The following is a 22,264-nucleotide window of genomic DNA, read 5'->3' on the forward strand; positions in this document are numbered from 1 at the left end:
AATAAGGCCTCCCGGTACGAAAGGAAACGCGACCTTCCATGGCAGACAACCAGCAGGGCGCCCCCACGGCTGACCAGCAATCCCGCCCCGCCACTATTCAGCAGATGCGGGAGTGGTTGCGCACCTGGGTGGCGAACACCACCGGTTTGGATGCCGCGGAGATCTCCGACGAACGCTCGATGCAGGACTTCGGCCTGTCTTCCCGCGACGTCGTGGTCCTGTCCGGCGACCTGGAGCGCCTGCTGGGCACCACCCTCGATGCGACGATTGCCTACGAGTTCAACACCATTGCCGCCCTGGCTGAGCACCTGATGCAGGGCCGTGGTTCCGGCGTTGTTCTTGGTAGTGACGCCACCACCTCCGCCGGCGCGGCTGCCAGCGCAGGTGGCCCGCTTCCACTGGGCCAGCGCGACATTGCTGTGGTTGGCATGGCGGGGCGCTACCCCGGAGCGGACAGTGCGGATGAGATGTGGGAGCTGTTCTCCAACTACCGCTCCGGCGTGGGCGAGCTGCCCGCCGGCCGCTGGTCGGAGTACTCCCGCGACCCGGAGATGACTCGCCGCATGGAGCAGGCCCAGCTGACGGGCGGCTACATCGAGGACATCGCCTCCTTCGACGCGGAGTTCTTCGGACTCTCCCCGCTGGAGGCTGCGAACATGGACCCGCAGCAGCGCATTATCCTGCAGCTGACGTGGGAGGCACTGGAGGATGCGCACATTCCCGCCAATCAACTGCGCGGCAAGCCCGTCGGCGTGTTCATGGGCAACACCAATAACGACTACGGCATGTTGATCTCCGCCGACCCGGCAGAGGCACACCCCTATGCACTGACTGGTAACTCCAGCTCCATCATCGCCAACCGCGTGTCCTATGCCTTCGACTTCCGCGGCCCGTCCGTGGCTATGGATACGGCCTGCTCTTCGTCGCTGGTGGCAATTCACCAGGCGGTGCGCTCCCTGCGCGATGGTGATTCTGAGGTCGCTGTGGCGGGTGGCGTCAACCTCCTATGCAGCCCCTTTGCAACGGTGGCGTTTTCCGAGCTCGGCGTGCTCAGCCCGACAGGCGGCATCCGTGCCTTCAGTGATGATGCCGACGGCATCGTGCGTTCCGACGGCGCGGGCGTGGTTGTGTTGAAGCGCCTGGAGGATGCGCGCCGCGACGGCGACAACGTGCTGGCCGTGATCAAGGGTTCGGCGGTGAACTCCGACGGCCGCTCCAATGGCCTGACCGCCCCGAACCCGGATGCGCAGGTGGACGTTCTGCGCAGCGCCTACGCCGACGCGCGGATCGATCCGCAGGCCGTGGACTACGTGGAGGCGCACGGCACCGGCACCATCCTGGGCGACCCGATCGAAGCCACTGCCCTGGGGACTGTCCTGGGTCGCCAACGCGACGTGGCCGAGCCCCTGCTGCTGGGTAGTGCGAAGACGAACTTTGGCCACACCGAGGCCGCCGCGGGCGTCGCGGGCGTGATGAAGGTCGTGCTGGCAATGCGCGAGGGCGTGCTGCCGCCGAGCCTGAACTACAGCGGCCCGAACCCGTACATCGATTTCGACCGCGAACACCTGGAGGTCGTGGAGGATCCGCGCGAGTGGCCGGAGTACTCCGGGCGCGCCATCGCCGGTGTGTCCGGCTTCGGCTTCGGCGGCACGAACGCGCACGTGGTCATCGCGGCGCCGAATTTGGAAGAAGAGGCCGCGGCGGGCGTTGGGGCGACCGCTGCAAACTCCGCTGCCCCCATCGGCCTGGATCGCGAGGACGCCGCGGGCGAGGCCCCGCGCGTGCTGCTGCCCGTCAGCGGGCTGCTGCCTTCCCGTCGTCGCCAGGCTGCGGAAGCACTGGCCGCGTACCTGGAGCAGAACAAGGAATCCTTCACCAAGGCAGGCGATGAGGCCGACCAGCTGCGCGGCGTAGCCCTGGCGCTGGCTGGCCACAACCACGGCCGTTCCCGCGGCGTGGTTTCCGCCGCCACCTTCGACGAAGCCATCGCCGGGTTGCAGCGCATCGCCGCCGGCAAGCAGGGCGCGACGGTGAAGACCGCCGACTCGCCCTCCGCTAATGGCCCGGTGTGGGTGTTCTCGGGCTTCGGCTCCCAGCACCGCAAGATGGCCAAGGACCTCTACGAGCTCTCCGAGTTCTTCGCCGCCCGCCTGGACGAGCTGGACCAGGTCGTGCAGGCGGAATCCGGCTGGTCTTTCGTCGAGATGGTGCTGGACGACGCGCAGAACTACGACACGGAGCGCGCCCAGGTGGGCATCACCTGCGTGCAAATTGCACTGAACGACCTCATGCGCGCCCTGGGCGCCAAGCCCGCCGCAGTCGTCGGCCAGTCCATGGGCGAGATCGCGGCGGCCTACGCCGTGGGCGGTATCACCGCCGAGGAGGCCGTGCGCATTGCCTGCCATCGCGCCCGCCTGATGGGCGAGGGCGAGCGCTTGCTGCCAGAAGACAAGCAGGGCGCCATGGCAGTGGTCGAGTTCGGCGTGGAGGAGCTAGCTACCTTCACCTCTGAGCACCCCGAGTACGCCAAGGTGGAGCCCGCCGTGTACGCCGCGCCGGGCATGACCACCGTCGGCGGCCCCGCCGAGCCAGTGCAGAAGCTGGTGGAATATCTGGAGGGCGAGGGTAAGTTCGCCCGCCTGCTGAAGGTCAAGGGCGCGGGCCACACCTCGATGCTGGATCCGATTCTGGGCGAGCTCCACTACGAGATCAGCGACCTGGATCCGCAGCCGATCCACACCCCGCTGTACTCCACCGTGGATCGTGACCGCGTGTACCAGCCGGGCGAGGTTGTCCACGATGCCGAGTACTTCCTGCGCTGCACCCGCCAGCCCGTCTGGTTCTCCGAGGCGACGGGCAAGCAATTCGACGATGGCTACCGCACCTTCATCGAGTTCTCCCCGAACCCGGTGGCTCTGATGCCGCTGATGAACAACTCCTTCGCACACAACGCCAGCGATTCCAAGCTGATGTTCCTGCTCAAGCGCAAGGAGCCGGTTTCCCAGACCCTGCTGTCCGCCCTCGCGGAGCTGTACGTGCAGGGCGCGGACCTGGATCTGAAGGCCCTGGCCGGCGGCTCCCGCGTGAGCCTGCCGAAGGTGCCGGGCACGCAGTGGAACCTGCAGCGTCACTGGACGAGCGCCCGCCCGTCTTCCGGCCCTGCCGTGGATCTGCCGGGCGCGCGCGTGGATCTGCCCGACGGCCGCGTTGTCTTCAGCGTTCCGGCCGAGGATGTGCCGAGCATCGAGCTGCTGGCCGAAGCTGCGGCTGAAGTTCTCGCCGATGGGGCTACCGTAGCCGCCACCCGCGAGCACTCCCCGCTGCCGACGGCGGGCCAGCTGACGACTATCGCCGCCGGTTCGCTCGGCGGCTGGTCCCTGTCCGTCTACGCCGCTGATGCGCCCGGTGCGCAGTCAATGCCGCTGGTCGCGGAGGCCTTCGTCGCTACTCTCGGTGGTACGGTTGGGGCTCTGGGCGCTGATGGTGCTAAGCGGGCTGAGGGTGCTGAGGGTGCTGACGCCGCCTCGGCCCCAGCCACCGCCAAGGCCAACGGGGCGCCGACCGCTTCCTCCGCTGACAATTCCGCACAGGGGGGCGCGGGCAACGCGCTGCCCGAGGTTGACGAGTCCGCCGACCGCTGGGATCCGAACTCCGGCGAGTCCGCCGGGGATCGCCTGCGCGCCATCGTCTCCGAATCCATGGGTTATGACATCGAGGATCTGCCGGGCGAGTTGCCGCTGATCGACTTGGGTCTGGATTCCCTGATGGGCATGCGCATCAAGAACCGCGTGGAGTACGACTTCGACCTGCCACCGCTGCAGGTTCAGGCACTCCGCGATGGCTCCGTGGACGACGTGATCGCGCTCGTGGAGCAGATGATCGCGGAGCGTCACGCAAACGCTGACAGCACCGATGCTGCCGGTGCTGATGCTGCCGACGGTGCTGAGGCCGCTGCCGGGGGAGAAGGTGGCGTCACTAAACAAGACAAAGGCGCAGAAAATAGTGGTGAAGAAGACGGCGCAGCGACTGACTACACCGCGACCGGCGGCGGCGTGGCACCGCGCGACGCGAGTGAGCGGCTGGTCTTCGCCACCTGGGCAAAGGTCACCGGCAAGGCCGCCCAGGGCGTGACGAGCCAGCTGCCGAGCATCGACGAGGAACAGGCGCGAGGCATCGCGGAGCGACTGTCCGAGCGCTCCGGGGCGGAGGTTAGCACCGACGATGTGCTGGCCGCTGAAACCCTCGAGCCGCTGAGCGAGAAGGTGCGCAGCAGCCTCGAAAGCGAAGTCGAGGGCAACATCCGCGTGCTGCGGGCGCGCCCTGCAGGCAGCACCCAGCCTGCGGTGTTTCTGTTCCACCCGGCCGGCGGGTCCTCGGTGGTGTACGCGCCGCTGATGCGCCGCCTGCCGGACGACGTGCCGGTCTACGGCGTGGAGCGCCTGGAAGGCGAACTCGCGGACCGCGCGGCGGCTTACCTGGATGAGATTGTTGAGCTGGCCGACAGCCGCCCGGTTCTGCTGGGAGGCTGGAGCTTCGGTGGCGCCCTGGCGTACGAAGTTGCCCACCAGCTGGGTAAGCGCGCCGCGGCGGGCGAACCGAGCGCAGAGGTCGAGCGCATCGTGCTGCTGGACACCGTGCAGCCGAAGAACCCCGCCCCGGATACGAAGGAAGAGATGCACGCGCGCTGGGATCGTTACGCGGCGTTTGCGCAGAAGACTTACGGCCTGCCGCTAGAGGTTCCCCACGAGTTGCTGGACCAGCAGGGCGAGGGCGTGATGATGCAGATGTTCCAGCAGTTCCTTACCTCCCCGGAGGCCAAGGGAATGGGCCTGCCCGCGGGCGTGCTGGAGCACCAGCGCGCCAGCTTCGTGGATAACCGCATCCTGGAATCCCTGGACTTCCGAGCTTGGGCGGAGGTGAAGGCACCCGTCACGCTGTTCCGTGCGGAGCGGATGCACGACGGCGCGATCGAGCTGGAACCTGCCTACGCCGAGGTGGCTCCGGACGGTGGCTGGGGCGAGATCGTCGAGGATCTGGAGATCGTCCAGCTGCGCGGCGACCACCTGGCTATTGTGGACGAGCCAGAGATCTCTAAAGTGGGACGTGTGATCGCCAAGCACATTGTGGACGGCGCTTAGCTGAAACGCGGACGGCGACTAAATAGATAGCCCCTTAGTAGAAGGGGTTTGTCGAAAACGAAGGGACTTTCACTGTGACTGCTGCCGATGAGGGAGCAACCGCCGCCAACGGCACTGAAGCCACCGGCGCTACCGCCGAGAAGCTGGCGGAGCTGCACCGGAGGTTGGAACAGGCGCAGGACCCGGGCTCCGAGAAGGCCAAGGCCAGGCGCGACGAGGCCGGGCTGACCACGCCCCGCCAGCGCATCGACGCGCTTCTGGACGAGGGCACGTTCGTGGAGATCGGCGCGCTGGGGCGCACCCCCGGCGAGGAGGATGCCCCCTACGGCGACGGCGTGGTCACCGGCTACGGCCGGGTCGGCGGCCGCACCGTGGCGGTGTACGCCCACGATAAGACGGTGTACGGCGGCTCGGTGGGCGAGACCTTCGGCAAGAAGGTCTGCGAGGTCATGGACATGGCCATCCGCATCGGCTGCCCGGTCATCGGCATTAACGATTCCGGCGGCGCCCGTATTCAGGATGCCGTGATGTCCCTGGCGATGTACTCCGAGATTTCCCGCCGTCAGCTGCCGCTGAGCGGCCAGTCCCCGCAGATCTCCATCCTGCTCGGCCCGTCCGCCGGCGGTGCCGTGTACGCGCCTGTGACCACCGATTTTGTGGTGGCAGTCGAAGGCCGCACGCAGATGTTCGTGACGGGCCCGGCGGTCATCGAATCGGTGACGGGCGAGAAGATTTCGATGGAAGAGCTCGGCGGGGCGCGCCAACAAGCCCGCAACGGCAACGTTTCCTACGTCGCAACCAGCGAGGAAGACGCTTTCAACTACGTCAAGGACCTGCTGGACTTCCTACCATCCAGCTCTTTCGACGAGACCCCGGAGTTCTGGGCGCCGAACGACGAGCTCACCGAGCGCGACTTCGAGCTGAACGACATCATCCCGGACGATCCGAACGCGGGCTACGACATCATGGAGGTGCTCACCCGCATCTTCGACGACGACAACGTGCTGGAGGTGCAGGGCGACTACGGCTCCAACGTCGTCACCGCCTTCGCACGCATCGACGGCCATGCGGTGGGCGTGGTGGCCAACCAGCCGATGGAGCTGGCCGGTTGCCTGGACGCCGAGGCTGCGGATAAGGCCGCACGCTTTATCCGTATTTGTGACGCCTACAACGTCCCCCTCGTCTGGGTCGTGGACACACCCGGGTACATGCCCGGCGTGGAGCAGGAAAAAGCCGGCCTGATCCACCGCGGAGCGAAGCTGGGCTTCGCCACTGTGGAGGCGACGGTGCCGAAGGTGACCGTGGTCGTGCGCAAGGCCTTTGGCGGTGGCTATGCCGTAATGGGCTCGAAGAACCTGGGCGCGGACATCAACCTAGTGTGGCCGACGGCGCAGATTGCAGTGATGGGTGCGGAGGCCGCCGTGGTGATGATGCAGGGCAAGGCCCTGGCCGCCATGCCGGAAGAGCAGCGCCCGGCGGCGAAGAAGATGTTCATGGACTTCTACAACGCGAACATGACCAGCCCTTATGTGGCGGCCGAGCGCGGCTACGTGGACTCCGTCATCACCCCGGACCAGACCCGCATCCGCCTGCGCCAGGCGATGCGCCAGCTGCGCAACAAGCAGGTGGTGGATACTCCGAAGAAGCACACCATCATGCCGATGTAGCCGGCTGCCCTACAGGCCGATGTTGGTTCCTGCGGGCAGCTTCAGCGTGTCTGCCTTCACGAAGTAGGTGTGCATCGTGCCATTCGTCATCTCCAAGTGATCGGAGAGCGCGTCCGGCGTGCCGAGGCCGATCTTCTTGGCGGCTTCCTGCAGCTCCTTCGGCGCCATGTTTGCGTCGATGGGCAGCGGGATCAGCGGCAGCCCGGCCACGCGCGGCGTGACCTCCAGTGAGCTCACCACGATGTGGAAGTTACCGGTCAGCGTGGTGGTCTGCCCTGGTCCGGTCCGCTGCCAGATGCCACCTTCCGGGCCTGCACCTGCGGTGGGGAACTGCACGGACAGGTTCGTTAGAACAGCCTTGTCGGCGTCGATGCGCAGCGCCGGCTTCGGGCCTTGCGGGGTGGACTGTTGAATCAGCGACATTTTCACGTGTCCAAGCAGGCGCGTGTTATCCGCCTTGATGATGTACGTGCCCTGCTGGATCGGCTTTTCGCCCTCGATCGGCCCCGGCGGGGTGAGGTCCATCCGCAGGTTTTCCGGCACCTCGGGCGGTGGCGGCGGTGGTGGCAGATCCGGCAGCGGCGGGAGAGCCGGGGGCGCCGGTGCATCGCCCTGAGACTGCCCCGGAAGCGGAGGCAGCGGCGGCAGGGGTGGGAGCTGCAGCTGCGCTTCGGCGCTCGGCGTGGTCTCGACCGTCAGTGCCGCCACCAGCCCACACATTGATGCCGCGGCGACGACGGCCTTAGCAATGCTGCCGCGTTTACGCTGCTTGCTCATCTACCTTCCTTTTCCTGCCCTTGTTCTTACCCTTCTTCTTGACGCCCTTAGGCGCCCTTTCTTGATCCGTCCACGACAGTGCCAGGGCTCCGCCGATAACGGCGCACAGGGTGCCCAGAACGAAGCCACCGATGTTCGACATAGGCAGGGCCACGATGCCGAGGATCAGGGAGGCCACGCCCGTGAGTAGGCGAGTGTCTGGCTTGAACCACGTCATCAGTGCCGAGGTGATCAACAAGGCGCCGATCAGCAGCGTGGACACGCCGGAGATCGTGGACACCTGGATGACAATGTTCGATACCTCGAAGGACAGGTATGCCGGGACGATCATGATGATTCCCGACAGCAGCATGAATAGGCCGGCCGCAAATGGACGACGACGGCGCCAGTTGCCGAAGCCACGGGTGTTCTTAAACGCGGGAACGTCCTGTTCCTCGGACTCGTTATATACGGCGCCTTGATCGGCGTCTGTTTCCAGGTCTGGCTGCAGGTCGTCATCCAGATCGGGGTCGTAGTTCGGATCTAGCTCGGTAGTTTGGTTGAGCTCTGGGTTCGTGTTGGGATCCGTGCCGGGGTTAGCACTCGGCATTGTCGTTTTCCACAATCGCGATCTTGCTGCCGCCGGCGGTCATCTTGTCCGCCGACAGAGATGTCGCCTCGATGCCCTGCCCCTTCGCGGAGAGAGAATCGGCCACGATGCCCCAAGCGCCATCCGGCGCGTCCTTGTCGACCTTGCCCGCGTTAATGCCGATCTGCGGATTCGTCAGAGTCAGATCGCCCGACAGTTTGCGCGCGCCGATCAGCATGTTCTCGGCGGAGAAGTTCTGGCCGGGAACGGTCATTTGGAATTTCCTATCCCCAATGCCGGGAATCTTGATTGGCGCCGTCATACAGACGTCGGTCACCTTCGCATCCTTGATGCGCAGGCGGGAGATGGCCTGGTCGCCATTGTGCATTTTGTCGACGTCGGTGAAGAGGTCGAAGCCCTTACCGTCCAGCTCGGCGACATGCATGTTAAAAATCGTGCCGGAGAGCGCTAGGTGGGCCGACACGCCACCCTGTGCAACGGCGACGCCCATGCCCGCGGTGGCTAGCAATCCCACGCCGAGGATTGATGCGAAACGTAGTTTGCGTGTATGTCCCATGCGGGTGATCTTAAACACACTTTTGGGTAAGTGGGAGGTTTTTTATCTAAAAAGATCTGATAGTTCTAATAATTTTTCTCGCAAATCCGCGAGCGTAAGTGTTATCTACGCAAGGGCTAAGAGCCTGCTGAAAGGGTGCGGGTTGGGGCTAGGGGCGTCATTAAGAAACAGTCTTATCGCGCCGCATGGCGGCAAAGGCGGTGACGAGGGCGATGAGGGTCAACAGCATCAACCATCCGATAAACAAAACCCAGCCATGGGCGAAGAAGTAACCGGAGACCCAGCCGATGAGGGAGGACCCCAGGTAGTAGCTCAAGATGTACAAACTAGAAGCCTCTGCGCGATCCTGCTGTGCGACCTCACCGACCCACGCGCTAGCAATCGAGTGGGCAGGGAAGAAGGTTGCGGTGAAGATGAGCACCGCCACCAGCGTGGTGGCGACGGTCGGGATAAAAGCCAGCAAGAGGCCTGCGAGAGCCAAGGCGATGCAGGCGACCACGACCTTCGCCTGGCCATAGCGGTTCACCAACTTGCCCGTGCGCGTGGAGGTCCACGTGCCCGACAGGTAGATGACGAAAACCAGCGCGGCCAGGGACTCCGGCAGGCCGAAGGTATTGATCAGGCGGAAGGTCATGTAGTTGTACATGGAAACGAAGCTGCCCATCAGGAGGAAAGGCAACAGGAAGAGCTTCAGCAGGATCGGGTCGCGCAGGTGGTTGGCGAAAGCATGCACCTCGTGGGACAGGGTGATCTTCTTCGGGGTGAAGAAGCGCTGCTGTGGCAGCACCCAGGTGGTCACAAGCGCCATCGAAAACGCGAAGAGTGCGCTGAGCAGGGTGGCTATGCGCCAGTCCGTGAACTCCAGAGCGATTCCCGGGATCAGTCTGCCGATCAGGCCGCCGAGCGAATTGCCCGCGATATAGAACCCCATGATGCGGGGAAGGTAGCTGCGGTCGATCTCCTCGGAGAGGAAGGCCATGGTCACGGCCGGAACGCCCGCCACCGCGAAGCCTTGCAGGAGGCGCAGTGCGATGATCGACTGAATTGAGGGCAGGGCGACCAGAGCGATGGAAAGGAGGGTGGCCACCAGGACGGACGCCTGGATTACGCGGCGGCGGCCAAAGCGCTCGGAAACCACGCTGAGTGGAATGACCATGAACGCCAGGCCGCCCGTGGTGGCGGAGACCGTCAGTGCGGCCAGTGAGGGCGAAATGCCGAAGTCCTCCGATAGCGCCGGGAGGACAGCCTGGGTGGCGTACAGAGCGTTGTACGAAGCCAGGCCTGAACACAAGGAGGCGATGAGGGCCATCTTGTAGCCCTTATCTTCCGGGGTGAGGGGGCGAATATCCTTGGTGTTCGCGGTGTCTGTGAGGGTGTCCGTCACCGATGAAGCTCCTTCCTGCGCATCCGGGTGATCCTCCGGCGGTCTATGTCCGGCGATTGCTGTGTCTAGTGTGACGCAATCAGTATCAATTCACTAAATGCAATAAGCAGCGCTAACTGTCCCGAAAGATGCATATGCTGAAGTGTGGGCGTCAAAAAGAAAGGCAAGAAGGAAGGTACAGAGCGTGAAAGACCTAACGTGGTTCCTGGACCTGGCCGAGACCCAGAACATGGTGGATACGTCGCTGCGCTTGGGGATCAGCCAGTCGGCGCTCTCTCGGCGGCTATCGGCGCTGGAAAAAGAACTCGGAGCGGAGCTGTTCGACCGCAACGGCAGGCACCTTGCCCTGAACGAATGCGGAGCCGCTCTGGCCAGGCACGCCCGCGAGGCCGACGAAGCATGGCAGCGAGGAGTCGACGAGGTACACCGGCTGATGGACCCGGAGCGGGGTACCGTGCGCGTGGACTTCATGCACTCGCTGGGAACGTGGATGGTTCCGCAGCTGCTGCGAGAGTTCAGGAACGCGCATCCGCAGGTGAGGTTCGAGCTGGTGCAGGGCGCTGCGCGGCCCCTGACGGATCGCGTGATCGCCGGGGAATCCGACGTGGCGATGGTGGGGCCGAAGCCGCATGTGTTGGTGGAGGCCGGCGAAGTGCGGTGGCAGCAGCTGGCGACCCAGAGGCTGGCGATGGCGGTGCCGACGCACCACCGCTGGGCGGGGCGCACGAGCATCAGCATCGCGGAGGCTGCGGACGAGCCCTTCGTGGCCATGCTGCCGGGGTACGGAACCCGTATGCTGTTGGACGATCTGGCGGCCGCGGCGGGCTTCCGGCCACGCCTGGTGTTTGAGTCGATGGAGCTGACCACGATGGCGGGGCTGGTAAGCGCCGGACTGGGCGTGGCCCTGCTGCCGATGGGGGACCCGAACCTGGTGGTGGCAGGCATAGAAATGCTCCCCCTCGAGGAAGACCGCGAGAGGGAGCTGGGGATGGTCTGGAGCGCGCGGGCCCGGTCGGCTCCCGCCGCCGAGGCGTTCCGCGCGTTCGTCGTGGACCAGGCGGTCCGGCGCGACGGCAGGCTGCGCTTCGGCTAGGCGCTGAACCTTAAGCGCCGATGGTGCCGAAGTCGTCCTTCCAGGCAACCACGGTCGCCGGGCGGGCGATGGAATCGCCGCCATCCGGCCAGTGGGAGGTGGAGGTCTTGACGGTAGCCTCTTCGTCCTCACCCGGGTGCTGGACGTTAACGATCACGCGCTTGTCGAATACCAGCGGGCCACAGGTCTCGGCGCCAGCCGGGACAGTCAGGAACTGCTTGGTCAGGCCGCGGGTCTCGCCCTCCAGGGCGACGGCGAACAGGCCGTCGTTGGACTCCAGGGCGTTGCCGTCGGTGGAGACCCACAGGTTGCCGAAGGAGTCGAAGGTGACGTTGTCCGGGCAGGAGATCGGGGAGACCTTGGACTTGTCGAAGCCACCGAAGTAGGTCTCGGCCTCGTCCGGGTCACCACAAACCAGCAGCAGGTTCCACTTGAGTTCCTCGCCGGTGAAGTCGTCCTCGATCTCGAGAACCATGCCGTTCTTGTTCTCCTTGATCGGGGCGTACTCCTTGACCTCTTCGTAGTCCTTGCCCTCTTCCTGCACGCCGCGGTACTTGTTGTTGGTCATCGCAGCGTAGATCTTGCCGGTGGTCGGGTGCGGCTCGACGTCCTCCGGGCGGTCCATCTTGGTGGCGCCGACCTTGTCGCCAGCCTCACGGGTGAAGATGATGACCTCCTCGGCGGACATGCCGTCGACGTGGGACTCTGCGGAGCCGTCCTCCTTGACGGTGACCAGCTTGATCCACTTGCCGGTGCCGTCGCACTCCTCGCCCTTCGGCGGGTTCTCCGGGTCGAAGTCCTTGTTGTTGCCCTCGAAGGTGGCAACGTACAGGGTGCCCTCGTCCAGGATCTTCATGTTCTCTTCGCGATCCTTGTCGGTGTTGCCGCTGCGGATCTTGCGGGAGGAGACGAACTTGTAGATGTACTCGAAGCGGGAGTCGTCGCCGGAGTACGCAACCACGGTGCCGTCGTTGGTGACGTGGATGTTGGAGCCCTCGTGCTTGAAGCGGCCCAAAGCGGTGTGCTTCACCGGGGTGGACTTCGGATCCCACGGGTTTACCTCAACCACGTAGTTGAAGCGGTTCGGCTCGTTCGGCTCCTTGGTCACGTCGAAGCGATCGTAGTGCTTCTCCCACTGACGAGCGGTCTTGGCGTCCTCGATGCCGTAGCGGCTCAGGCGCTCGCGGACCTTCTCGTCCTTAACGTTCTCGCCACCAGCGAAGTACTGGTCAACGTTCTCCTCACCGGAGAGGATGGTGCCCCACGGGGTCACGCCACCGGAGCAGTTGTTGAAGGTGCCCTTGACGATCTTGCCTTCCTTGTCGTCAGAGGTCTTCACCAGCTTGTGGCCAACGATCGGGCCACGCAGCTCGAACTCGGTGGTGCCGGTCAGGCGACGGTTGTACTTGCCCATGACGGGCTTCAGCTTGCCGTCCTTATCGTTGCCCTCAACCTCGACGATAGACATGCCGTGGTTGGCCAGCTCGATGTCCACGTGCTCCTTGGAGGGGTTCTCCAGGTCGTAGTCCGGGATCATCTGCTGCGGGGTGGTGTACTCGTGGTTGGACACCAGCAGGAAGCGGTTGTTCTGGCCCTCGATCGGCAGCAGAGCGGCGAAGTCGCAGTTGAAGCCGTACTGCTTGGCGGCCTGCTCGGCGGTCTGGTTGTCTACGTCGAACTCCTCGGCACCCTCCTCTACCGGGTCGCCCCAACGGATAACGACGTCGGACTTGTAACCCGCTGGTACAACGACCTCGTCCTTGGTGTTCGGCTCGACCATTTCGAACTTCAGGCCGTCCGGAGCGTCTGCGCTGTTGCCGGAGCCGCCATTGTTCTCGCCGTTGCCGCCCTTGGCGTTGTTGCCCTCACCGTTGTCGTCGCTGCAAGCTGCCAGGAAGGAAGCGCCGCCAACGGTGACCACCGCGGCACCACCGGCGCGCAGTGCGGTGCGGCGCGAGAAGGTGCCCTGGATCAGGTCCATGAAGTAGTTGTTGTCGGACTTGTTGTTCACCGGCTTGGAGCAAGCGTCGCCGCACTTGTAAACGCAGGTGCGGTGGGAACGGCTGGACGTGAAGTCCATTTTCTTCAGCAGGTTGCGACCCTTAAGGCCCATGGGGGATCTCTCCTCAGTGTTCGTCAGTCTATGTCAGAGTTCGTCGGCAGCAGTGTGCAGATTTCTCACAAGACCTTAAGCAACGCGAAAGAACCTGACGTAGCGCGAAGATGTACGTCAGGTTAATTAAGCTGAAATGTGTTTCACTTGCCGAACATTCGGCCCATGCGCTTCATGCGCGATAGTCTGCGCAGCCGTCCCAGGCGGAAAACACCGCGCCAACCGAACAGCAACAGTCCGCTCATCACGGTGGCCACGATCATGAAAGACCAGTGCGGAACCTCTCCGTGGCGCACGCCCCAGATCCCCAGACCGGCGATCACGTTGACAACCCACACCAGAGCACCGGTGGAGAACTCGAAACCGCTGAAGCCCGTCCCCTTGGTGCCACCCGGTCGAACCACACCGATCCACAGCAGAGCCCAGGCAATTGCCACACCGATGAGGAAAGGCCAGGAGGTATCCAGCCAGCCGCCGAAGCTCAGCGGCATCTCCGGAGTGTTGTGCGCAATGCGTGCCAGCAGCGCAAACAGCAGGACGGCGATGACGTCGAGAAACAGCGCGACCCCCGGCGATCGCTGGGTGGTGCCGGGGGTGTCTCCAGTGGAGGTGCTATCGAGGTTGCTCATGCCCCTCATCTTACTGTGCCTAGTTGAGCCTTAGCGTGCCTTGCCGACGGGTTCTTCCTGCTTTTCTTCATGACGCCCCGTCTCCGCCGCCACATCGTCAGCACTGCCTTTGGGGTTGACCATCTTGGTGGCGAAGAAGACGATCCATCCCACCAACGTCAGCCCCACGAAGCTGAGCATGCGGAAGACGATGACGGCTCCGAATGCCTGGACAGAGGTCAGGGTGCCGAACCCGACCAGGGCACTGGTCAGTGCAACATCCACCGGCCCCAGTCCGCCGGGGGTGACCTGCGCTTGCCCCACCAGCTTGGCGGTGAGGAAGGCCAGCACCACGCCCGCGATGGGCGGGGTGGCGCCGATGGCGTAGATGCAGGCCAGCAGGCAGAGGATCTCGAAAATCCAGTTGCCCAGGCTGGCGGCGATCGCTGCGGCCAGTTTGGTCAGTGGCAGTTCCACGGCCGACAGCTGGCGGGAGAACCCGCGGATGCTGTCGGTGAAGCGGTCGACGGGCTTTCCTCGGCGGGCGTTGAAAGTCCGCAGTCGGTTGACTAGCCAGCGCTCCACCTTGTCCCGGTTCTTTGCCACCCAGTTGGTGAGGATCGCCAGCGCGACAAGGGCGATCAGGGACATGGCCAACGTCAACGGCTTTACTGTCAGCCCGAGGAAGAACACGGCGCCGATGGCCAGAATCGCCATGCCGCCGCCAGCCAGCGCGCCGGAGAGCAGCATGTACCAGCTAGCAATTACGGGAGTGGCTCCCCACTTGAGCTGCTCGCGGAAGATCATGGCCGCCGACAGTGCGGGCCCGCCGGGGAAAGTCGAGGACCAGGCGTTAGCTGCCAGACCCAGCGAGTTGGCGCTGATGCGCTTCACCTTTACCCCGGCGCTGCGCAGCAGTACGACCATCACCTCGGCCTGCGCGACCATGGAGGCGGCGAGCGCCAGGACGGCCAGGCCGATCCAGCGCTTGTCGGCGTGGGCCAGCTCGCGCCAGCCATCGCCAATGAAGTGCAGGTGCTCCCGGGCGAGGAAGGCGATAATGCCAATCAGCGCCAGGCTGAGCAGAGTCCTGACTTCTGTGCGCCGCCACAATTCACGCATTAGCGCTCGCCCCCGCCGTCGGCCTGGGTATCGGCCTCGCTGTTGGCTCGGCCGTCGGCATTCTCGCGGCTTTCTTCGACACGTCGCATCAGCTCCGCGAAAGGCAGGTTCCGCTGACGTGCGGGAGCCTCACCGGGGCGCTGGGTGGGCACGGGGGCGATGGCGTCCACACCAGAAAGTTCCGCAACCGTCACCCGCGACGAACGGGCAGCAGGCGCTGCTTCGTGCGGCGAGGATTCCAGCTGCTCGTTGTGCCCAACCTTCTCCGATAGGCGCTTGACCCACTTTGGCGCCCACCAGTTGTCGGTGCCCAGCAGGTGCATGACGGACGGGACGAGGAGCATGCGGATGATTGTGGCGTCGAGTAGTAGCGCGATGACCATGCCGAAGGCGATGTACTTCATCATCACGATCGAGGAGAACCCGAAGGCACCGCAGACCACGATCATGATCAGCGCGGCGGCGGTGATGATGCTGCCGGTGGTGGCCGTGCCGAAGCGGATCGCCTGATCCGTCGACGCACCCCGGGCGCGGGCCTCCACCATGCGGGAGACCAAGAATACCTCATAGTCGGTCGAGAGGCCGAAGACGATGGCGATGATCAGCACCAGTACCGGGGAGGTCAGCGGCCCGGCGGTGAAGTTAAACATGTCCGCGCCGTGGCCGTCGACGAAGATAAGCGTCAGCAGGCCGAGGGTTGCGCCGGTGCCCAGGATGTTCATGATCACGGCCTTGGCAGGAATGATCAGCGAGCCGAAGATCATGGCCATCAGCACGAAGCTGACGAGCACGATATACAGCAACATCCACGGCAGTTTCTCGAACAGTGCGTCGATAGACTCGACCTCCAGAGCCGGGGTGCCAGCGACGTACACGTTGGCGCCGTCGACGTTGATGTCTTCCAGAGCATTGACGATGCGGTCGTTGTCATCGCGGTCGGCAATGCCGGTGGACAGCACCGTCACGTTGTCCTTCGTGGTACGGGAGACCTGGAACGGGGCCGTCAGCCCCGGAACCGCATTGGCCTCCTTGTAGACCGCAGCCACGGTCTTGGAATCGCCCTCGATGACCAGCTTGATCGGGTCGGTGCGGAACTGCGGGAACTTCTCGGTGAACTCCTCCTGGTTCACGCGCGTCTGGTTCGACGGCGGCAGGTAGGTCTCGTTCATGCCACCCAGCTTGATACCCGCAATCGGCACCGCCATCAGCAGCATGCCGCCGACGATCACGACCGTAAATAGCTTCGAGTGGCGCATGGCGAAGGCAGGGATGCGGCCCCAAATGCCTGCAACCTGCTCGGAGCGGCGGCGGGTTCGCTTCTTCTTAAACGACAACTTGTCGATGTTCGGCCCGAGCATTGCGAAGACACTCGGCAGCACAGCCACGGACAGCAGCGCGGCCAGACCCACCGCGGAGATCGCGCCGAAGGCCACGGACTTCAGGAAGGCCTGCGGGAAGATGAACAACCCGGACAGCGCCACGGCCACCATCGCCGCGGAGAAGACCACGGTCTTGCCCGCGGTGGCGGTGGTGTTGCGCACGGCGGTGCGGGTGTCGTGCCCCTCCGCCATCTCCTCGCGGAAGCGGGAGACCATGAACAGGCCGTAGTCGATGGCTAGGCCCAGACCCAGCAGCGTGACCACGGACTGCGCGAACACGTTGATCTGCGTGAAGCTAGCCAGGATCGCCAGCACACCCATGGAGCCCAGGATCGACAGGCCGCCCACCAGCAGCGGCATAAACGCAGCGATCAGACCGCCGAAAACGATCAGCAGCAGCAAGCCCACGGCGGGCAGCGCGTAGATCTCGGCACGGTGAATATCGCCGGCCATGCCCTCGTCCAGGGAGTCCGAAACCGCCGTGGCGCCGGCGATCTTCACATCCACGCCCGGGGCGCTGATGGCTCGCAGGTCGTCTTCGATCTTGCGGAAGTTAATCAGCACATCGTCTTCGATGCCCTGCAGCCCGATGGAGGCGAAGGCCGCGGTGCCGTCCGGGTTGGCCATGGCCGCCGGGCCGCGGTTGAAGTAGCTGGTCACGCCCCCGATCTCGTCGGGGTGATCCTTGCGCAGCTGCTCGATCTGCTGGGTTATGGACTGTTTGACCTCGTCCGAGGTTGCAGACCCCGGCTTATCGCCGGTGACCATCAGGATGACATCCCCGTTGGCGTCACGACCAAAAACCTCTTGCTCGATCTGCGCAGCCTTCGTGGACTGCGAGTTCGGGTCGTCCCACCCCTCCTGGCTCATCCGGTCGGCCAGTTTCAGCCCGGCGACGACATACAGCACCAGGATCGCCGCGATGATCACCAAAGGGATCAGCCGGCGGAACCGGTAGGCGACATCGCCCCAAGAGCTAAACAACGTGAGTGGTCCTTTCTATAACGCCAGAATTCTCTCTAGTCTACGAAGCCGACCAGGGCGAACAGCAAATTTTTCGGGGTGTGTTCCCTATTTCTTCCGCCACAGGTACTCGCGGATGATGTGTTCCTTGTCCAGGCCCTTGCCCTCGAACTTGGTGATTACCTGGCGGTCCGTCAGCTGTGGAATGTCCGACTGGTCCTCGGGCCAGCCCAGGTATTCCAGTTGCTCCTCGACCTCTACCAGTTCGTCGATCCACTCTGCGTAGTCCGCGTGGTCGGTGGCGATGTGCAGGATGCCGCCCGGCTTGAGGCGGGAGGCGATCAGGTGCAGCGTGCCGGATTGTACGATGCGCCGCTTGTGGTGGCGGGCCTTGGGCCACGGGTCCGGGAAGTAGATGCGCACGCCGGATAGCGACTCTGGCGCGAACATGCGCTGCAGGACTTCTACGCCGTCGCCGCGGATCATGCGCACGTTGTGAATGTCGCCGCGCACCACGGAGCCCAGAAGCTTGGCCAGACCGGGGCGGTAGAGCTCGACGGCGATGATGTTCTTTTCCGCCTCCAGCGGCGCCATCGCGGCGGTCGAGGTGCCCGTCCCGGAGCCAATTTCCACAATTGTTTCGGCATCGCGGCCGAACCATTCGGGCAGGTCAATGACCTCGTCGGCGAGGACTTTGCCCAGCTTAGGCCAGTGTTCGTTCCACAGGGCCTCCTGGTTGTCGGTCAGGGTGCCGCGCCGGAAGCTAAAGTTTCCCAGTCGCGGATAGTCGCGACCGTCGTTAAACTCTGTCTGTAGTGGGCGGCCTGGGGGAAGGCTGCCTGGCGTGTTATCGGAATTATTCATCCAGACCATTCTTGCAGATGGCCTGTGGAATGTCTTAAGCCAAGTGGGGGAGCTAACAAAGATGTTGAAGACCATTTCGGTCATTGGCCCGGATGCGCGCGCGGTCGCCGAGTGCGCCGCGCAGTTGCGCACGCGGGTGGAAGCTAAGGCAAGCGCCAGCACGGCGGGGGAGCGCTTCGAGGTTGTGGAGGGGGCAGGCCCGGAGCAGCGCCCCGACATTGTCGTTGCGGCAGTGGGGCACGCCACCGCGGAGGATCGCGAGGTCGCCCGGGCTGTCGCGCAGGCTATGGGTGTGGTGTTGCTCTGGCCCTTTGGTAGTGACGCCCCCTCGTCTGAATGGGCCCACACCCCAGGCTGGGTCTGGTGCGAGGACGTGGACGAGGTGTGCGGGTGGATCCGGGCGCTGGGCGTGGATGTAAACGAGTGGGAGGTGCAGGCGCGCCGGGCGGATGCCGAGCGGCTGGACCGGGTGCGTATCGCCACGCGGCTGAGCGCGACGCGGATCGCCCAGGAGGTGCTGGAGGATACCGACGCTGACAGATTCGAGTACCTGCATGCTGTATTCATGGCGCGGCTGCGATTGGCGGTACTGGAGCAGGGCGTGGTCTTCCCCGCACTCCCAGAGGTGCAGGAGGAGGCCCCGGCCCGGCCCGCCGCGGCGGTGGGCTCGCGGGCGAGTGTGGTGCTGGCCGCTGCGGCTGGTCTGGCAGCAGGGCTGGGGCTGGGAACGATGGTCGGTAGGCTTTCCGGGCCGGTGGTTGGCGTGATTGTTGGCGTGCTAGTGGCCTTGGCGGTGGTGGGGGCGCGGCTGGTCATGCTGCGTTCCGAGGCGCTGAAAGCCCGCGCTGCAAAGGAAGACGCAGTACTTAAACAGCATTGGTCGGCAGTGGTGACGGAGGTGGTTGCCCGGTTGGAGATCCCGCCGGTGGCGCCCCGCATCCGCAGCCTGGCGATGGAGGCGAACTGATGGGTGAACTAATGGATATGGGCATGTTTGACTTCCCGGACGACGGGTTCAACGGGGTAGGCGGTGTCGGGGGCGCTGTGCCGCAGAACCCTCTGGCAGATCTGATCGGCAGCCACGAGTTGCACGAGCTGCACGGCGGCGCGCCGGGCAACCCGGGCAGCCTGGGAGGCCTGGGCGGCGGGCTCGGCAGCGGCCTGACCGTCGAGTACGGCGGACGCGAATACTACGTGGACGAACTCAACTCTCATGATCCCAACGCCCACGACCCCAACCGGGCACCCGGCCAACACGCCGGTCAGAACAATGCTGCCGGCGCAGACGCTACCAATTCGACCAATTCACGAGCCAACTCGTGGCACGGCAGCGGAGGCGTGGAAGAGTCCGTCACCATCGCCGACGACCAGGGGATGAGCATCCTCAGCGATACGGATGGCGACGGCAAAGTGGACTACGTCTCCTCAGTTTCCTACGACGGACAATGGTCAGCCTGGCGGTGGATGGAGACCGGGGAGGCCGAAGGGGCGTCACAAAGAAAGAACAACAATACCCCCGATCCGGGGAAGGGACGATGGCAAACCGACGCCTGGAAATGCGTTGATCGGGGGGAATGGGGCTAGCAGGGGTGTGATGTACAACCACTGGCCACGGAAGCAAAACACGGCCCCGGCGCTTCGCGATAGTCTGGGGGCGGAAGGGATACCTGTGTCTTTGCGCAGGCCCGGATAATTACAGATCACAGCTATATCGAACGCCCAAAACCGCAGGATTTAGTAAAGTTATTGGTGAATACAACCAGGTTTGAACTGGATGTTTAAACGAACGGCTGGCTAGTGCATAAATGTGCATTTTTGGTCGAGCTGGGTTGTGGGACACAAACACGTAGGGAGAAAATCGATGACCATTCGAGGGCTTGTCGGCGAGGCGCCCACCAAGAACCAGGAAATGTTGAACTGGATCGAGGAGGCCGTGGAGCTCTTCCAGCCAGAATCAGTCGTGTTCTGTGACGGCTCTGAGGAGGAGTGGAACCAGCTGGCAGAGCAGCTGGTCGAGCACGGCACCCTGATCAAGCTGGACGAAGAGGCACAGCCGAACTCCTTCCTGGCGCGCTCCAACCCGTCTGACGTTGCGCGCGTGGAATCCCGCACCTTCATCTGCTCCAAGACTGAGGAAGACGCCGGCCCCACTAACAACTGGATGGACCCGGAGCAGATGCGCGCTGAGATGCGCGAGCACTTCTCTGGCTCCATGAAGGGCCGCCGCATGTACATCGTGCCCTTCTGCATGGGCCCGATTACCGACCCGTCCCCGAAGCTGGGCATTGAGATCACCGACTCCCCGTACGTGGTTATGTCCATGCGCATCATGACCCGCATGGGTAAGGAAGCCCTGGACAAGATCGGCGAGAACGGCGAGTTCGTGAAGGGGCTGCACTCCGTGGGCGCTCCGCTGGAGCCGGGCCAGGAAGATTCCACCTGGCCGTGCAACGACACGAAGTACATCACCCAATTCCCGGAGGACCGCGAGATCTGGTCCTACGGCTCCGGCTACGGCGGCAACGCCATCCTGGCTAAGAAGTGCTACGCACTGCGCATCGCCTCCGCCATGGCGCGGGACGAAGGCTGGATGGCAGAGCACATGCTGATCCTGAAGCTGATCAGCCCGGAGGACAAGGCCTACTACATTTGTGCTGCCTTCCCGTCCGCATGTGGCAAGACCAACCTGGCCATGATCCAGCCGACCATCCCGGGCTGGCGCGCAGAGGTCGTCGGCGACGACATCGCATGGTTGCACTTCGGCGAGGACGGCCGCCTGTACGCCGTGAACCCGGAGAACGGCTTCTTCGGCGTGGCGCCGGGCACCAACTACGCCTCCAACCCGATGGCCATGAAGTCCATGGAGCCGGGCAACACCCTGTACACCAACGTGGCTCTGACCGATGACAACAACGTCTGGTGGGAGTCCAAGGAAGGCGAGCCGCAGCACCTCATCGACTGGCTGGGCAACGAGTGGACCCCGGATTCCGGCAACAAGGCCGCACACCCGAACTCCCGCTACTGCGTGCCGATCGAGCAGTGCCCGGCTGCCGCACCGGAGTTCAATGACCCGAAGGGCGTGCCGGTTTCCGCCATCCTGTTCGGCGGTCGCCGTGCAGACACCGTGCCTTTGATTACTCAGGCTCGCGACTGGAACCACGCCACCTTCATCGGTGCCACCCTGGCTTCCGGCCAGACCGCCGCTGCAGCCGAGGCTGCCGTTGGCTCCCTGCGCCACGACCCGATGGCTATGCTGCCGTTCATCGGCTACAACGCCGGTGACTACCTGCAGCACTGGATTGACATGGGCAACAAGGGCGGCGACAAGATGCCAGAGGTCTTCCTGGTGAACTGGTTCCGCCGTGGCGAGGACGGCCGCTTCCTGTGGCCGGGCTTCGGCGAGAACTCCCGCGTGCTGAAGTGGATCGTTGACCGCATCGAGGGCCGCGTGGAGGCCGACGAGACCGTCGTTGGCTACACCGCCCGCTACGAGGACATCGACACCGAGGGCCTGAAGGAGACCGAGGAGGACATCCGCGAGGCGCTGGCCGTGAACCCGGCTGACTGGGAGCGCGACCTGGCCGACAATGAGGAATGGCTGAAGTTCCTGGGCCCGAAGGTTCCGTCCGAAGTTTGGGACGAGTTCAAGGGCCTGAAGGACCGCGTGGAGGCTGCGAAGTAGCGGCTTGCTGCGCCTGATGGCGCTGCGCTAGGCGCTGCGCTGCGTAGCGCTGGCAGCTCGCGTGTAGCGCTGATAGCTCGCGTGTAGCGCTGATAGCTCACGCCCACGAGTGCGCTAGCGTTAGGCGCTGAACGAGGCAAAGCGCCGGGAGGTTTTCCTCCCGGCGCTTTCTTTGTGCCCACGCCTCTGGAGCCTGTGATGGTTAAATCGTCTCAGCGCCGTTTCCGCGCGCCGCGCCGTCACTTCCTCCCTCGGTTAACTCCAGTGTCGGGTTTGATGGGTGCGCTCGACGGTGCAGAGTGGAGTCAGCTTGGGTGGTTAGGGTGTGC

The 22,264-nt window shown here is 64.3% G+C and carries 15 protein-coding genes; 6 read left to right on the forward strand and 9 right to left on the reverse strand.

What is annotated here, in order from left to right:
- Positions 1 to 38: 38 nt before the first annotated feature.
- Both pks13 and Q0331_RS07500 read left to right on the forward strand, forming a co-directional pair.
- On the forward strand, positions 39 to 5,138 hold the full coding sequence (gene pks13, locus Q0331_RS07495; RefSeq protein ID WP_298075776.1) for a polyketide synthase Pks13: 5,100 nt from the start codon (positions 39 to 41) through the stop codon (positions 5,136 to 5,138).
- A gap of 74 nt (positions 5,139 to 5,212) precedes the next feature.
- Complete coding sequence (locus Q0331_RS07500) at positions 5,213 to 6,805, forward strand: acyl-CoA carboxylase subunit beta (RefSeq protein ID WP_049049322.1); 1,593 nt, start codon at positions 5,213 to 5,215, stop codon at positions 6,803 to 6,805.
- Positions 6,806 to 6,814: 9 nt separating this feature from the next.
- Here Q0331_RS07500 and Q0331_RS07505 read toward each other — a convergent pair whose 3' ends face one another.
- The 4 genes from Q0331_RS07505 to Q0331_RS07520 form a co-directional block, all read right to left on the reverse strand.
- Positions 6,815 to 7,582 carry a hypothetical protein gene (locus Q0331_RS07505; protein WP_298075777.1) on the reverse strand — a complete coding sequence of 256 codons (768 nt, stop codon included), beginning with the start codon at positions 7,580 to 7,582 and terminating at the stop codon, positions 6,815 to 6,817.
- Positions 7,566 to 8,171, reverse strand: coding sequence for a DUF6114 domain-containing protein (locus Q0331_RS07510; RefSeq protein ID WP_298075778.1), 606 nt, complete (start codon positions 8,169 to 8,171; stop codon positions 7,566 to 7,568). The genes Q0331_RS07505 and Q0331_RS07510 overlap by 17 nt, the downstream gene beginning before the upstream one ends.
- On the reverse strand, positions 8,158 to 8,727 hold the full coding sequence (locus Q0331_RS07515; RefSeq protein WP_298075779.1) for a DUF6230 family protein: 570 nt from the start codon (positions 8,725 to 8,727) through the stop codon (positions 8,158 to 8,160). Before Q0331_RS07515 ends, Q0331_RS07510 begins: the two co-directional genes overlap by 14 nt.
- 160 nt (positions 8,728 to 8,887) lie before the next feature.
- Positions 8,888 to 10,111 carry an MFS transporter gene (locus Q0331_RS07520; protein ID WP_298075780.1) on the reverse strand — a complete coding sequence of 408 codons (1,224 nt, stop codon included), beginning with the start codon at positions 10,109 to 10,111 and terminating at the stop codon, positions 8,888 to 8,890.
- A gap of 184 nt (positions 10,112 to 10,295) precedes the next feature.
- Here Q0331_RS07520 and Q0331_RS07525 point away from each other — a divergent pair, with 184 nt between their 5' ends.
- The gene (locus Q0331_RS07525) at positions 10,296 to 11,204 is read left to right on the forward strand and encodes a LysR family transcriptional regulator (protein WP_298075781.1); all 909 of its coding nucleotides are present in this window, start codon (positions 10,296 to 10,298) and stop codon (positions 11,202 to 11,204) included.
- Between the two features lie 10 nt (positions 11,205 to 11,214).
- On the opposite strand, the gene Q0331_RS07530 is transcribed toward Q0331_RS07525, so the two are convergent.
- From Q0331_RS07530 to trmB, 5 genes are all read right to left on the reverse strand, one after another.
- Positions 11,215 to 13,317 carry a PhoX family phosphatase gene (locus Q0331_RS07530; protein WP_298075782.1) on the reverse strand — a complete coding sequence of 701 codons (2,103 nt, stop codon included), beginning with the start codon at positions 13,315 to 13,317 and terminating at the stop codon, positions 11,215 to 11,217.
- A 143-nt stretch (positions 13,318 to 13,460) separates the two neighbouring features.
- Positions 13,461 to 13,946 carry a DUF3054 domain-containing protein gene (locus Q0331_RS07535; protein WP_298075783.1) on the reverse strand — a complete coding sequence of 162 codons (486 nt, stop codon included), beginning with the start codon at positions 13,944 to 13,946 and terminating at the stop codon, positions 13,461 to 13,463.
- Between the two features lie 30 nt (positions 13,947 to 13,976).
- Positions 13,977 to 15,047, reverse strand: coding sequence for a YbhN family protein (locus Q0331_RS07540; protein ID WP_298075784.1), 1,071 nt, complete (start codon positions 15,045 to 15,047; stop codon positions 13,977 to 13,979).
- Positions 15,047 to 17,410 (reverse strand): MMPL family transporter, encoded by a 2,364-nt coding sequence (locus Q0331_RS07545; RefSeq protein ID WP_298075785.1) that lies wholly within the window; start codon positions 17,408 to 17,410, stop codon positions 15,047 to 15,049. Before Q0331_RS07545 ends, Q0331_RS07540 begins: the two co-directional genes overlap by 1 nt.
- Before the next feature lie 87 nt (positions 17,411 to 17,497).
- Positions 17,498 to 18,262 carry a tRNA (guanosine(46)-N7)-methyltransferase TrmB gene (gene trmB / locus Q0331_RS07550; protein ID WP_298075786.1) on the reverse strand — a complete coding sequence of 255 codons (765 nt, stop codon included), beginning with the start codon at positions 18,260 to 18,262 and terminating at the stop codon, positions 17,498 to 17,500.
- Positions 18,263 to 18,314: 52 nt separating this feature from the next.
- Between trmB and Q0331_RS07555 the strand changes: the two genes are divergently transcribed.
- The 3 genes from Q0331_RS07555 to Q0331_RS07565 all read left to right on the forward strand — a co-directional run bounded on the left by Q0331_RS07555 (position 18,315) and on the right by Q0331_RS07565 (position 21,935).
- Positions 18,315 to 19,220 (forward strand): hypothetical protein, encoded by a 906-nt coding sequence (locus Q0331_RS07555; RefSeq protein WP_298075787.1) that lies wholly within the window; start codon positions 18,315 to 18,317, stop codon positions 19,218 to 19,220.
- Positions 19,220 to 19,837 carry a DUF6802 family protein gene (locus Q0331_RS07560; protein ID WP_298075788.1) on the forward strand — a complete coding sequence of 206 codons (618 nt, stop codon included), beginning with the start codon at positions 19,220 to 19,222 and terminating at the stop codon, positions 19,835 to 19,837. The genes Q0331_RS07555 and Q0331_RS07560 overlap by 1 nt, the downstream gene beginning before the upstream one ends.
- A gap of 277 nt (positions 19,838 to 20,114) precedes the next feature.
- Entirely contained in the window at positions 20,115 to 21,935 is a 1,821-nt protein-coding gene (locus tag Q0331_RS07565; RefSeq protein ID WP_298075789.1) for a phosphoenolpyruvate carboxykinase (GTP), read from the forward strand.
- Positions 21,936 to 22,264 lie beyond the last annotated feature (329 nt).

Origin of the sequence: uncultured Corynebacterium sp. (assembly GCF_937999985.1) — a bacterium.
Classification (GTDB): Bacteria; Actinomycetota; Actinomycetes; order Mycobacteriales; family Mycobacteriaceae; genus Corynebacterium.

Excerpts from the sequence above, each read along its gene's own strand:
- pks13 (WP_298075776.1), top strand. The coding sequence starts at position 39 with ATGGCAGACAACCAGCAGGGCGCCCCCACGGCTGACCAGCAATCCCGC.
- Q0331_RS07505 (WP_298075777.1), bottom strand. The coding sequence starts at position 7,582 with ATGAGCAAGCAGCGTAAACGCGGCAGCATTGCTAAGGCCGTCGTCGCC.
- Q0331_RS07510 (WP_298075778.1), bottom strand. The coding sequence starts at position 8,171 with ATGCCGAGTGCTAACCCCGGCACGGATCCCAACACGAACCCAGAGCTC.
- Q0331_RS07515 (WP_298075779.1), bottom strand. The coding sequence starts at position 8,727 with ATGGGACATACACGCAAACTACGTTTCGCATCAATCCTCGGCGTGGGA.
- Q0331_RS07530 (WP_298075782.1), bottom strand. The coding sequence starts at position 13,317 with ATGGGCCTTAAGGGTCGCAACCTGCTGAAGAAAATGGACTTCACGTCC.
- Q0331_RS07535 (WP_298075783.1), bottom strand. The coding sequence starts at position 13,946 with ATGAGCAACCTCGATAGCACCTCCACTGGAGACACCCCCGGCACCACC.
- Q0331_RS07540 (WP_298075784.1), bottom strand. The coding sequence starts at position 15,047 with ATGCGTGAATTGTGGCGGCGCACAGAAGTCAGGACTCTGCTCAGCCTG.
- trmB (WP_298075786.1), bottom strand. The coding sequence starts at position 18,262 with ATGGTCTGGATGAATAATTCCGATAACACGCCAGGCAGCCTTCCCCCA.
- Q0331_RS07555 (WP_298075787.1), top strand. The coding sequence starts at position 18,315 with ATGTTGAAGACCATTTCGGTCATTGGCCCGGATGCGCGCGCGGTCGCC.
- Q0331_RS07560 (WP_298075788.1), top strand. The coding sequence starts at position 19,220 with ATGGGTGAACTAATGGATATGGGCATGTTTGACTTCCCGGACGACGGG.
- Q0331_RS07565 (WP_298075789.1), top strand. The coding sequence starts at position 20,115 with ATGACCATTCGAGGGCTTGTCGGCGAGGCGCCCACCAAGAACCAGGAA.